Genomic DNA, 12,467 nt, shown 5'->3' with positions numbered 1-12,467 from the left:
GAAAAGAACATCGACTTCCGACCATACCCTGGCGGAAGCCGATGACTTGGTGTTCATGTTACCGGTTCAGCACGGATTGGCGTTGATCCTGGAAGTCCTTGATCGTTTTCGCCGAATCCTGTTCCTGGAACAGGAGCAGACCGAGTTGTTCTTTATACACGCGGTTTACTTCGTCGATTTGGGGAACCGGCTGATTTTCCACCACGGTGTTCGCTTCGAAGAAATAGCCGCTGCCTTGGATGCCCGTGGCGTTCAAGAACGATTCTTTGGTCTTGTCGCTGGAATAGGCAGGCAGCACGCTCGATTCGGCAATCATGGATTCGCCTTCTTCGCCGGCGACGAACTGCACGAATTTGAAGGCCGCGTCGACGTTCTCGCTCTGCGGATTGATGCCGATAAAGGTGCTGACTCCGCCCACGGTCGTCGGATCGGTTATTCCTTCCGGCAGAGGCAGTGGCGCCATATCGAAGTTGATGTCGGTTTTACCGTCCTCGATATCCGCTTTGAGCATGTTGACGGTCCATTCGCCGTTCACGAGCATCGCCACATTTCCGTTTTCGAACTGCTTGATCCAGTCGATGCTTTCGGCTTTCATTTGCTTGTAGCTCATGTGGGACTGATCCTTATAGTAGAGACGGTCCAGGTAGTCCAGCCATTCTCCGACCGGTTCGAGGTTGTCGTCCAGAATGGTTGCGCCTTTTTGCAGCGCGCCCAGCGGCGCGATGATCCAGTCCGCGTAGTATCCGCCCCATTGCTTCTCGGGACCTTCCCCTTTGGTCAAGCTCTTGGCGAGCTCGGCGTACTGCTCCCAGGTCATTTGTTCCGGATACGGGATTCCCTCCCGGTCAAAAATATCCTTATTGTAGAAAAGCGCATACTGTGAAGTCCGGTAAGGAAGCGCGTAGTATTTGCCTTGGGTCAGCACTTCGGTAATGTCCTGGTAGCTCGGCCCGTATGCGCCGACATCCAGATTGGCTTCTTTGATGCGGTCCGATAAATCCACGAGCTGGTTCTTCGAGGAGTATAATCCCAGTCCGCTCGTGCCGTTGATGCTGTAAACGTCCATTTTGGAACCGCCCGACAGGTTGTTCAAAATTTTCGTGTCGTACTCGTCGGCGTTGTTGCTGATGGTAGTCATGCGAACCTCAATGTCGCTGTTTTGGGCATTAAAGGTGTCGACGACCTTTTTCATATAATCCTCTTCATCGGTCCAGGTGTAGTATTCCAGCACGACCTTGTTGTTACCGTTTGCATTGTTTGGCGCGGCATTTTCGCTTGAGCCGCATCCGGCCAAAGCCAGACCGAGCGAACCGACAAGCAGCATGCTGATCCAACGTTTGTGAATCATGATGACCCCTCCTTATATCTTTTGGATGCTTTTATTGTAAATTTTCGCGGAACGGGAGATAAGGTTGAACTTTTATCGTCGGCCGGAGCGCTGACACCGGATTGCCCGGTATAATAGAAGAGTATGGGTGTACAAAATTTCAACCTTTACAAGGGGTGCAAGATCATAAAGAATTGATATATTTAACATCGAGAGGATGGCGGCTTCCATGATTATTTTCTTTGTGTTCATCTTGTTCATTGCCATCGCGCTGTTTTGCCTGACCCAGCAAAAGTACACCAAAGCCACTCTTTTTATGCTTCTGATGGGTTGCTCGTATCTCATCGTCGTGACCTGCATGATTACCTACATGGCTAAGGATGCCTATTACTACAATCGGATGGGCGACTACTTTGCGATTCAAAAAGGGTTTCAAAACCAGCTGTTGTTTTTGCCCATATCCAGGCTCGCGCTGATCCGGATCTATAACCTGTTTACAATGACGTTTCTCTATACGGGGCTTTGCTCGGCCGTTTATTTTGCGTTTCATGTCACGGCCAAGCGGGGGAAGGCGCTGCTAATACTGCTGGCCGTGCCCTGCATCCTTCAAGTGATTTTATACGATCCGCAATATTATGCCTTTTTGTACTACAAGCTCTACCCGGACCATTTCACCTCGCAAGCATTCATATCCGCTTATGAGGTTATGCATAGCGTTACTTTTACCGTGAATACCTTGTATATTGTCGCCGGGGTCGTCCTGCTGCTTTATGCGTTATGGGATGCGCCCAAGGTTCGCCAAATCCGCAGTAACATGTGGATGATCATCATTTCTTACATTTCCGTGCAAATCACGTATTACTATATCAACTACTGGGCGCCGGACGTCTTGATCAAGGTTTCGAAGGCGGCGCATTTTATCCGTTATAAACCGATAACACTGGTAGGCAATCCGTCCATTTACACGCTGTTGCCCTATATTGCGGTCTTCTGTTTATTTATCAGCTTGTACAGCATATATAAATACGCACGCATCCAAAACAGCATCCGGAATCAGGAATCCGTCATCTCCCGCAATATCGATTCCGCCTTACTAACGTCACGGGTGTTCAGCCATTATATGAAAAACGAGCTGCTCGCCATCATGGCGCAAACGGAATTTCTGGAGAGCATGGTCAAGGATTCGCCGGATGTCGTAGAGGAGATCCGGGTGATTGAGCAGCGGTGCAGCAAGGTTTACGACCGGCTCGACGCCGTACACCAAAAAAACCTGAAATCCAAGATCGAACTGGAGCCGGTCTCTTTATTCGAACTGCTGGACAAACTTCTGGAAGACAAGAGTATGGAATTGAAGCCGATTCACGTGAACTACGTCAAGCTGCAAAGGCGGGTTGTAATTATGGCCGATCCGTACTATTTTTCCCAGGCCGTAGAAAATATTATAGCCAACGCCGTGGACGCGCTGGAGTTCGTGCCCGACAAATCGAGGCAGCTCGATATTGAAACCGATCTCAAAAACAAGTGGGTGGAACTGGTGATCCGGGATAACGGGGTAGGTATTGCGGAGGAAAACTTGAAGCATATTTTCCAACCCTTCTATTCCTCCAAGCCGACCTCCCAGAACTGGGGGATGGGGTTGTCCATCTGCCACACGATCATTACGGCTCATGGGGGAAAGATCAATGTAGCCAGCAAAGAAGGGGAGGGTACCGAGTTTCGAATCACGATGCCTTTGCTTTCCACCGCCAAACGAAAGGGAGATGAAGGACAGCATGAGTACGCCAGCGATTAAAGTACTGATCGTCGAGGACGATGAGCTGATTGCCAAACGCTATCAAATGATTTTATCCAAAGATGAGGAAATCGAATTTGTCGGAAGGGCGTCCAGCGGATACGAAGGGACGATGCTCGCCGCGCTCCGCAAACCGGACATCGTGCTGATGGATATCGAACTGGAGGATAAACAGGCGGGGCTCCGCGCCATGTCCGAGATTTTAAACTACATGTCGGATGTGAAAATCGTAATGCTGACCGTTTGCGAAACGGATGAAGCGGTATTCCGCGCGTTCGAGCTGGGCGCCACGAATTATTTGCTGAAAAACATGCCTTCGGAAGATATTCTGGCGGCGATCAAGGACGCCTACTATGATCAGCCTACCTTGCACGCCAATATCGCGGGGAAAATTACGAAGGAATTCAAACGCATTAAAAAAACGGAGGACAGCCTGCTCCGCAATTTCCATATCCTGACCCAGCTTACGCCGACGGAGCTGGAGGTGCTGGAGCTGTTGATGAAGGATTATACGCGCCAGGAAATCTGCAAGCTGCGGCATGTGGAGCCGTCCACCTTGAAGTCGCAGATCAACAGCATCCTGAAGAAGTTTGACAAAAACAGCGTGCAGGAGATTGTGCCGGTGCTGCGGGAACTGCATATTCCGCAAATCCTGTCCCAGCGCAAGGGCGGGTCATTCGAGGGGTGATTCCGCCCGGATCGTTCTTTTCATTCTCATGAAAGCGACAAACTCGATCAGTTCCTCCCGGGACAGCGGCTCGCCGTCGATGGAAAGCTTGCGGTGGTCCTCGCCGCCCAACAGATCCGCCAGTTCAAGGGGCCCGGGTTGTTCCGCGTCCGTTGTTCTTCCCAATATATCATCGACCGTAGTCTCGAATAAGTCCGCCATTTGGATCAACGATTGGAGGGACGGTTCGCGGTACCCCGATTCGTATCCGGCATAGGTGCTTTTCGCGATGCCAAGCCGGTCGGCCGTCTCCTGCAAGGACCATTTGCGGTTTTTTCTTAACTCGGATAAATGCTCGAGCATCGAATTCCAACTCCAAGAAAGTTTTTTTTGAAAATATTATACCAGAAATCGTGCGCGATTCGAATACAAATGATTGATTTTCCGAAATATGAATTTATAATTACAAGTGTAAGTGCGCGTTTTGCGGAAAAATGGACTTATAATCAGTGCCATGGAGATGTGGTTTTTATGAAAAGTATATTATTGCTGGCGACGGGTGGGACGATCGCTTCCGTGGTCGGAAACGAGGGGCTTGCCCCGGGATTGTCCGCCGATGAATTGCTGCACTACTTGCCGGAATCGTCCGGAGAGCTGCATGTGGACGCTAAAATACTGATGAACCAGGACAGCACGAATTTGCAGCCCGAGGACTGGGTGAATATCGCCGAAGCGGTTTATAAATACTATGACGATTACGACGGATTTGTCATTACCCACGGAACGGATACGCTGGCGTATACCTCGTCGGCGCTTTCCTACATGCTCCAAGGCTTGACCAAGCCGGTGGTGCTCACCGGTTCGCAGGTGCCGATCAGCTTCCAAAAGACCGATGCCCGGAAAAACGTCGCGGACGCGCTCCGGTTTGCCAGCGAGGAGATCGGCGGCGTGTTTATCGTGTTTGACGGACGGGTCATCCTCGGCACCCGGGCGGTCAAAATGCGGACCAAGAGCTATGACGCCTTTGAGAGCATCAATCATCCGTATGTGGCTTATGTGAACCGGAATGAAGTGAAATACCAGTGGAAGCCTGAACCGAACACGGGGCCTCTTTTGCTGAATACGAGTTTATGTACCGATGTCTTTCTAATGAAACTGTACCCCGGGACGAAGCCGGAGATTTTCGATTGCCTGAAAGGGCTATATAAGGGTGTCATTATAGAGAGCTTCGGAAACGGCGGCTTGCCCTTTGAAGGCAGAAATTTGCTGCCGAAAATCAAAGAACTGACGGAGGCGGGGACAGCGGTCGTCATCACGACGCAGTGCCTGGAAGAAGGGGAAGACCTGCTGTTGTACGAGGTTGGGCATAAGGTGGCGCAGTACAACGTGATTTTATCCGGCGATATGAACACGGAAGCCCTCGTCGCCAAATTGATGTGGGCGCTGGGCCAATCGGACGATTTAGATCAGGTCAAGGAAATGATCGAAACGCCGGTCGCCGGTGATTTGTCCGTTCGTTCGGAGAAAGAGGACTAAGCCCGGGTTAAAGCCGTGGACGGCGGGAAATATTAGGATAACATGGTACCAATTTATTTGTAAGGAGGAGCGACCATGTTATCCATTCCGTCGGCGATTGAAGGAAAACGCGCCTATTACGGCAGCTTGTGCAAGCCATTTGAAGACCAGGGATTTCATATTTGCGGCAGTTGGGAGTATTACACCGCGTTCTTTGATTCCATTCTGCATCAGAATGAAGGCATTACGATCTACCTCCGTCTCCCGGTAAGGGTTATCGAGGGAAGGTTGGATCACTCCGACGCCTTGGTCGAATTCGAACGTCCCTTTTTGATCAAGCATATCGTACATACCGGCCTCGATAGCGACCCGGATATGGGGGCTTTCACCGCGGTCGGGTTGAATCAGTTCCAGGAACCGGTGGATCCCGACGACAAGATCAAGCATGAGGACCTGTGGCGCCAGGCTGGAGAGCAAGCGATCAACCGGGTCGTTCAATATCTTCAATAAACAAAAGATATCTGCAAAAAAGAGGGAGGGAATTCCGTGGCGGAGAAGAGTGCGGTCACGAGCGCAGGATGGAATTTCGACAACAGTTACGCCGGGTTGCCGGAGGCCTTTTTCACAAGGCAAAATCCGGCTCCGGTGCGCGATCCGAAGCTGGTCGTGTTCAACGGGCCGTTGGCTGCCTTGCTAGGGTTGGACGAACAGGCGTTGGACAGTGCGGAAGGGGCGGCCGTGTTTGCGGGCAATGAGATTCCGGAAGGCGCCCTGCCGCTGGCGCAGGCCTATGCCGGGCACCAATTCGGCTATTTTACGATGCTGGGCGACGGCCGCGCGGTCTTGCTCGGCGAGCAGGTGACGCCTGTAGGCGAGCGCTTTGATGTGCAGTTAAAAGGCTCGGGAAGGACACCGTACTCCCGGGGCGGGGACGGCCGGGCGGCCCTCGGGCCGATGCTGCGCGAGTATATCATCAGCGAAGCGATGCATTCGCTTGGCATTCCAACGACCCGCAGCCTGGCGGTCGTGAAAACCGGCCAGCCCGTCGTCCGGGAGCGGGACTTGCCGGGCGCGATTTTGACCCGGGTCGCGGCGAGCCATATCCGCGTGGGGACGTTTCAGTACGCGGCGGGGCGCGGCTCGGTGGACGATCTTCGGGCGCTGGCCGATTACACGCTGCGGCGTCATTACCCCGAGGCGGAGAAGGCTGCCGGGGGCGACGGCGGGAACAAGTACCTTGTCCTGCTGAAGGAAGTGATCAAACGCCAGGCTTCCCTGATCGCGAAATGGCAGCTTGTCGGTTTTATTCACGGAGTCATGAACACCGATAACATGACCTTGAGCGGAGAGACGATCGATTACGGGCCCTGCGCGTTCATGGATACGTACGACCCGGCCACGGTGTTCAGCTCCATCGACCGGGAAGGGCGGTATGCTTACGGCAATCAGCCTTATATCGGCGCTTGGAACCTCGCAAGGCTGGCGGAATCGCTGCTCCCGCTGCTGCATGACGATGAGAAACAAGCCGTCAAGCTGGCCGAGGAGGCGGTTGCGGAGTTTACGGAGTTGTACGATCGGCACTGGCTCGCGGGCATGAGGGCAAAGCTGGGGCTCTTTAACGAGGAGCCGGAGGATAAGGCCTTGGTTGACGATCTACTGAGCTTGATGCATAAGCTCCGTGCCGACTATACCAATACCTTTCGGGCGCTAACGCTGGGCAGGACGGAAAATACCCCGCTGCCTGGAACGGAGGAGTTTTCGGCATGGCATGAGCGCTGGCAGTCCAGACTCGGAAGACAGCCGGAAACCCGTGAGGCGTCCCGGGAGCTAATGCGCCGCAGCAATCCCGCGGTCATTCCGCGGAACCATCGGGTCGAAGAGGCGCTGGAGGCGGCGGAGAAGGATGGGGATTATGGCGTTATGCACCGGCTTCTGGCCGTCCTGTCCGATCCTTTCGCTTATTCGCCGGAACAAAATGAATACGCCGTGGTACCCGAGCCTTCTTGTCGTTACAAGACATATTGCGGTACTTGAAAACAGGCTATTCTTTAAGGATTGCCTTAGGCGATTCAGCGCAAAAAAATCCCCTTCATCAAAAGATGAGGGGGATTTTTTTGCGCTGAATACCGTTATAGTAGCCTGCATACCACACCGATGTTTCAATTTAATGAAAGAGACAGGGGGAGAATTATTCATTGTGACGAAAGTTACGAAAGTACTACTTAAACTCTTAATTGTCGAATATACAACATAGGGTATACGGTAGAAAAGCTTATGAAGATAAAAATAATTTACTTATTTTCCCTCTTATTATATTATAAATATCAGGTATGGAAAATAATTGATATAATTATTTTTTATTCCAAATTTAAAATAAGGAGTGACAATTTTGAAGAAAATTTTAGTATCCACAACCGAGGAATCCTGGACGTTAGCAGATACTAATGCAATTACACCTTAACTAAGTGTACTAACAACGAGTTGATTTTTATCAACAAGCTGTTAGTACTATTATTTTTGACTAACTTTTGAAAGGAGAAGAGGATTGATTAGAAGAACTATATATATATTCTTATTACTTACTTTACTTTCAGCTTGTGATTCTACCAGAAATAAAGATGATAATGTTAGTTCTCAATTATATGCTTTAGTTAATAACTTATTTTATAATCAATATTCTCAGCAGTTATCAGAATTTACCGATGTACTAAGTGTGTTAACAAATGAAAGCGAAAACGACGAAAAGCTAATTTACTGGAAAGGGAGAATAGAAGGAAGTTCTTCATCTACTAGTTTTGTTTTGTATTCACTGGAAAGAACCAATTCTAATGTTATTGATAAAGCTATTCCTCCAGAACTTCGTCCATCAATGTTTTCGGTTATAGAAGAGACCAACATAATTCTCGAACTGTTACTCCAACTAATTATTGAAAAAAAATTGGGGAATGTGATTGAAAATAAAAAATTAGTTTTGGAAATTGTTCAATTGTGTGATGAAATTAATGTTTCAGAAAATGTTATAAAGGACAATGCGTACTCTAAGGAATATACCGAGAAGTTAAAATTAATATTAGATAAATTACAGGAATTCAAGATTCAGCTAAGTCAAAAATAAGACACACCGAAGTAGAAGAAATTGGTGTGCAGGTAACATTAAGTTGTAAGTGACTCAATAGGAGTCTGGGATTTATTATTAATAAGTCAAATACCAGACTTTTATTTTTTCTTTTAACAAAGAGTTCAAGTAATTGTGGACACGAAATTATTATATGTTATGAGAAGGGCTCTTCAGTGGTACTGAACGGCCCTTTTATACATTCCAGCCAGCTTGTTTGAAATTGCACCGTTGGGTCTGTCGGATTTAATTGTTGTTGAGAGTTATTGAAATTTAAGATCCCCCTGGTAGATTGCGAAAATCCTGGTGAATCAGTTATCATATGATTCCCACCTAGGGCCTTGTTTCCTTCTTCGCCTTCTTTAAAAAATGGTGATGAACGCGCGTTTATGGTACGATAAACCCAAGATCATATCGAGAGGATGACTGCTTGTGCTGGAGAAGATCAATTTGGCGGGAAACTGGAAGTTTCAATTGGATGGCGAGAAAAAGGGACTATCGCCGCAGCAGCCTTTTCAGGATACCATTACATTGCCCAACACGACCTCGAACGCCCGAAAAGGACCTAAGAATGAGGAAGTGCTGATCGGTAGTCTGACGGATGAATACGCTTTCGAGGGGTATGCTTGGTTTGAAAAAGAAGTCGACATTCCGGATGCGCTCGGCGGCAAGACGAGTTACTTGTTTTTGGAGCGGACCCGCGTCACCACGGTTTGGGTGGACGGTAAGGAAGTCGGCACGCAAAACAGCCTGAATACGCCGCATTTTTATGATCTCACTAACTACTTGGACACAGGAAAGCACACGCTGACCATCCGCGTGAACAATACCGATTATCCGACGAAAGGCGGCCATCTGACGTCCGTCGATACGCAGACCAACTGGAACGGGATCACCGGACGGATCGAGCTTCAGTTTTTTGGCGGCGCTTTCTTGGAAAATATTCAGCTGTATCCGACCCTGGCGGATCGTTCGTTCAAACTGACCGCAAGCCTGGTCGGCGGCTTTGAAGATACCGTCATGACCGTGTCGGCGGACAGCTTTAACGGAGACTCCGTTCATACCGCACCTCAGCAGGACTATGCACTTTCTTCAAATGCCGTTGAAGTTCGTTACGAGCTGGGAGAGGACGCCTTGCTTTGGAGCGAGGAGCATCCCAACCTGTATAAATTGACCGTTCGCCTGAAAAACAAAAACGGCGAGCTGCTGGACGAACAGGAGCTGATCGCGGGACTGCGCGAGTTCAAAGCCGACGGAGACAAGTTTACGATCAACGGGAAAGCGACGTTCCTGCGGGGCAAGCATGACGGCTTGGTGTTTCCGTTGACCGGATTTGCGCCGACCGAGGTGGAGGAGTGGGTCCGGATTTTGAGCATATCGAAATCGTACGGCATCAACCATTACCGGTTCCATACCTGCTGCCCGCCCGAGGCTGCGTTTACCGCCGCCGACCTGCTCGGGATCTATATGCAGCCGGAGCTTCCGTTCTGGGGCACGATCACGGATGAAACCCACGAAAATCATAACCAGGCGGAGCAGGATTATTTGATCAGCGAAGGCTTCGCGATGCTGAAAGCGTTCGGAAACCATCCGTCCTTTGTGATGATGTCGCTCGGCAACGAGCTTTGGGGCAGCAAAGAGCGGATCGATGCGATTTTGAAGGATTATAAGGAATTCGATTCCCGTCCTCTCTATACGCAGGGGTCCAACAACTTCCAGTTCGTGCCGGTGATTTTGGAACATGAGGACTTTTTCAGCGGCGTGCGTTTTTCCAGAGACCGGCTGTTCCGGGGTTCCTATGCGATGTGCGACGCGCCTTTGGGGCATGTTCAAACCGATCGGCCGGGCACGATGAAGGATTACGACGAGATGATCGTTCCTACGCAGCTTTCGGCAGCCGGAGAATCGGCTCAGGCGGGAGAAATTCAGATCCAGTACGGCACGGAGGCCCGGACCGTGAAGGCCGATGCGGCCGCCGACGAACTGGTTCCGCATATTCCGGTCGTTTCCCACGAGATCGGGCAGTACGCCGTCTATCCGAATTTTGAGGAGATCGGCAAGTATACGGGCCCGCTCAAGGCGAAAAACTTCGAGGTGTTCCGTGACCGTCTGGAAGCAAAGGGTCTTGGCCATTTGGCGCAAAAATACTTCGAGAACTCCGGCAAATTGGCGGTAGCCTGCTACAAAGAGGAGCTGGAAGCCGCGTTCCGTTCCCGGCGGATGGCTGGTTTTCAAATCCTGGATCTACAGGACTTCCCCGGACAGGGAACCGCATTGGTCGGCGTTTTGGACGCCTTCATGGATTCCAAAGGGCTCGTTTCGCCGGAAGAGTGGCGCACCTTCTGCTCCGATGCGGTGCTGCTGGCCCGGTTCGATAAATACAATTACGAAGCCGGCGAAGCCTTCCAAGCGCAGATCGAGCTTACGTATTTCCGGGAAGCCTCGTTGGATGGACGCAAGCTGGTTTGGGAGCTGAAAGACGGCGGGGAACGGCTGGCCGGGGGTGAGGCTGTTTTACCTGCAAACGCTGGCGTGAACTATATCCGCATCTGCGAAATCGGCGTGTCGATGCCTGACGTGTCGGCCATGACAAAAGCGGAGCTTTCCCTTTCCATTCCGGGCACCGAAATTTGGAAGACGTACGACCTTTGGATCTATCCGAAGGCGGTTCAAGCCGACCCGGCGGGAGCGGGAATCCGCTTGTTCAACGAGCTCTCGGAGGAAGCGGTCACGCTGCTCGAGAAAGGGGAGGATATCCTGCTCCTCCCTAGTCCGGCTTCGCTGTCCGGTACGATCGAAGGCTTGTACAGCACGGATTTCTGGTGCTATCCGATGTTCCGGTCCATTTCCGAGAGCATGAACAAGCCCGTTCCTGTCGGAACGATGGGACTGCTGATTCAGAATGAGCATCCGGCGCTGAAACACTTCCCGAGCGAGGAATATTCCACGTACTCCTGGTGGAGCATTGTGCACAATTCCCATTCGGTCATTCTGGATGAACTGCCGAAGGAAATCACGCCGATCGTCCAGACGATCGACAACTTCGAGCGCAACCACAAACTCGGTCTGCTGTTCGAATTCCGCGCCTTGAACGGCCGGGTCGTGATGGGCGCCCTGGATTACGCCAAACTGCTGGAGACGCCGGAAGGCAAGCAGTTTTTGTTCAGCATCGCGCAATATATGAACTCTCCGGAGTTTAATCCTTCGGCCGAGCTTGGACTGGACCAGCTGAGAGGCTTGTTCCAATCCTATTGATAGCTGCAAAAAAAACAAAGGCCCCCGAATTCGGGGGCTTTTCTCGTATTGTAATTTATACAACAATTTTAAAGCTGTGGAGGGATATCGGTGAAAATGTTGTACTTTTTACAGCATTTTCAATCATTTTCCCTTTATTTCACTTGATCTTGTTTAAAATGTTGCAATTTTTGCAGCTTTGGGCGAGTTAAGCAGCCGATCCGAGGCAAATTGTTGTATTAAATGCAACTTTTGCAGGCTGCACACTACGCACGGGGCGCCTCCTTTACTATTCCGCAACTATGCCATACATACGGGTTCTCCTCTTCATCCTTGCTTCGCACCTGACAGCCTGCCCTTGGCCGTGTTGAGCGCGGGCGTCACCGGGATATGCTTCATCGCTTTTCCCAGGCCGTAAAGAGGCAAATTCCCGTAAAAGGCTTCATAGTTGCCGCCGCTGACCTTATACGTTTCGTGATAGATGCCGACCGCCGGATTTTTGCCGACCTTTTGATTGAAATTTTTCCAGGCGGTCAAATGCTTTTCGTTCTTCGCATAAGCGAGCAGATCCTCCTCGGAACGCCAATATTGGATCATCGCGGTCGTTTTAAGGCCGAAGAAGCTTTCCATCGATAAAAAGCCAAGCTCCTTCTTGTTCGCATACAACTCGCGGATCATTCCCGGCATGGAGAAAAAGACCGGGAGCCACTTGTGAAACGCAAGGCGTTTGTTCACTCTCATGCCAATGATGAAAACGACGATATCCTGATCATTTTCGGTCGTGTAGCGCCCCGGAAAAACGTTAGCTGACATCTCA

The 12,467-nt window shown here is 50.5% G+C and carries 10 protein-coding genes; 7 read left to right on the top strand and 3 right to left on the bottom strand.

Features of this window, described 5'->3' with window-relative positions; translation table 11 throughout:
- Nucleotides 1-58 precede the first annotated feature (58 nt).
- A complete protein-coding gene (locus ACSFXJ_RS25105; protein WP_435923031.1) occupies nucleotides 59-1,348 on the bottom strand; it encodes an ABC transporter substrate-binding protein in 1,290 nt (429 codons plus the stop codon).
- A gap of 208 nt (nucleotides 1,349-1,556) precedes the next feature.
- Here ACSFXJ_RS25105 and ACSFXJ_RS25100 point away from each other — a divergent pair, with 208 nt between their 5' ends.
- Together ACSFXJ_RS25100 and ACSFXJ_RS25095 are read left to right on the top strand one after the other, a co-directional pair.
- On the top strand, nucleotides 1,557-3,119 hold the full coding sequence (locus tag ACSFXJ_RS25100; protein WP_435923030.1) for a sensor histidine kinase: 1,563 nt from the start codon (nucleotides 1,557-1,559) through the stop codon (nucleotides 3,117-3,119).
- A complete protein-coding gene (locus ACSFXJ_RS25095) occupies nucleotides 3,100-3,807 on the top strand; it encodes a response regulator transcription factor (protein WP_435923029.1) in 708 nt (235 codons plus the stop codon). Before ACSFXJ_RS25100 ends, ACSFXJ_RS25095 begins: the two co-directional genes overlap by 20 nt.
- Here the strand turns inward: ACSFXJ_RS25095 and ACSFXJ_RS25090 are convergent.
- Nucleotides 3,793-4,149 carry a helix-turn-helix domain-containing protein gene (locus ACSFXJ_RS25090; protein ID WP_435923028.1) on the bottom strand — a complete coding sequence of 119 codons (357 nt, stop codon included), beginning with the start codon at nucleotides 4,147-4,149 and terminating at the stop codon, nucleotides 3,793-3,795. The two genes, ACSFXJ_RS25095 and ACSFXJ_RS25090, sit on opposite strands and share 15 nt — an antisense overlap.
- A gap of 168 nt (nucleotides 4,150-4,317) precedes the next feature.
- Here ACSFXJ_RS25090 and ACSFXJ_RS25085 point away from each other — a divergent pair, with 168 nt between their 5' ends.
- From ACSFXJ_RS25085 to ACSFXJ_RS25065, 5 genes are all read left to right on the top strand, one after another.
- Entirely contained in the window at nucleotides 4,318-5,322 is a 1,005-nt protein-coding gene (locus ACSFXJ_RS25085) for an asparaginase (protein WP_435923027.1), read from the top strand.
- A gap of 75 nt (nucleotides 5,323-5,397) precedes the next feature.
- The gene (locus ACSFXJ_RS25080) at nucleotides 5,398-5,811 is read left to right on the top strand and encodes a YugN family protein (RefSeq protein ID WP_435923026.1); all 414 of its coding nucleotides are present in this window, start codon (nucleotides 5,398-5,400) and stop codon (nucleotides 5,809-5,811) included.
- Nucleotides 5,812-5,847: 36 nt separating this feature from the next.
- Entirely contained in the window at nucleotides 5,848-7,335 is a 1,488-nt protein-coding gene (locus tag ACSFXJ_RS25075; RefSeq protein WP_435923025.1) for a protein adenylyltransferase SelO, read from the top strand.
- A gap of 511 nt (nucleotides 7,336-7,846) precedes the next feature.
- Entirely contained in the window at nucleotides 7,847-8,416 is a 570-nt protein-coding gene (locus ACSFXJ_RS25070; RefSeq protein ID WP_435923024.1) for a hypothetical protein, read from the top strand.
- A gap of 432 nt (nucleotides 8,417-8,848) precedes the next feature.
- Nucleotides 8,849-11,671 (top strand): sugar-binding domain-containing protein, encoded by a 2,823-nt coding sequence (locus ACSFXJ_RS25065; RefSeq protein WP_435923023.1) that lies wholly within the window; start codon nucleotides 8,849-8,851, stop codon nucleotides 11,669-11,671.
- Nucleotides 11,672-11,977: 306 nt separating this feature from the next.
- On the opposite strand, the gene ACSFXJ_RS25060 is transcribed toward ACSFXJ_RS25065, so the two are convergent.
- Nucleotides 11,978-12,463, bottom strand: coding sequence for a DUF4188 domain-containing protein (locus ACSFXJ_RS25060; RefSeq protein WP_435923022.1), 486 nt, complete (start codon nucleotides 12,461-12,463; stop codon nucleotides 11,978-11,980).
- Between the last annotated feature and the right edge of the window lie 4 nt (nucleotides 12,464-12,467).

Origin of the sequence: Paenibacillus salivarius, from assembly GCF_051307165.1 — a bacterium.
Lineage (GTDB): Bacteria > Bacillota > Bacilli > Paenibacillales > Paenibacillaceae > Fontibacillus.
This window is presented reverse-complemented; position numbering and strand designations above follow the sequence as displayed.

What these genes read in the sequence shown, in the direction of transcription:
- ACSFXJ_RS25100 (WP_435923030.1), top strand. Translation starts at nt 1,557, where the DNA reads ATGATTATTTTCTTTGTGTTCATCTTGTTCATTGCCATCGCGCTGTTT.
- ACSFXJ_RS25085 (WP_435923027.1), top strand. Translation starts at nt 4,318, where the DNA reads ATGAAAAGTATATTATTGCTGGCGACGGGTGGGACGATCGCTTCCGTG.
- ACSFXJ_RS25105 (WP_435923031.1), bottom strand. Translation starts at nt 1,348, where the DNA reads ATGATTCACAAACGTTGGATCAGCATGCTGCTTGTCGGTTCGCTCGGT.
- ACSFXJ_RS25060 (WP_435923022.1), bottom strand. Translation starts at nt 12,463, where the DNA reads ATGTCAGCTAACGTTTTTCCGGGGCGCTACACGACCGAAAATGATCAG.
- ACSFXJ_RS25095 (WP_435923029.1), top strand. Translation starts at nt 3,100, where the DNA reads ATGAGTACGCCAGCGATTAAAGTACTGATCGTCGAGGACGATGAGCTG.
- ACSFXJ_RS25080 (WP_435923026.1), top strand. Translation starts at nt 5,398, where the DNA reads ATGTTATCCATTCCGTCGGCGATTGAAGGAAAACGCGCCTATTACGGC.
- ACSFXJ_RS25090 (WP_435923028.1), bottom strand. Translation starts at nt 4,149, where the DNA reads ATGCTCGAGCATTTATCCGAGTTAAGAAAAAACCGCAAATGGTCCTTG.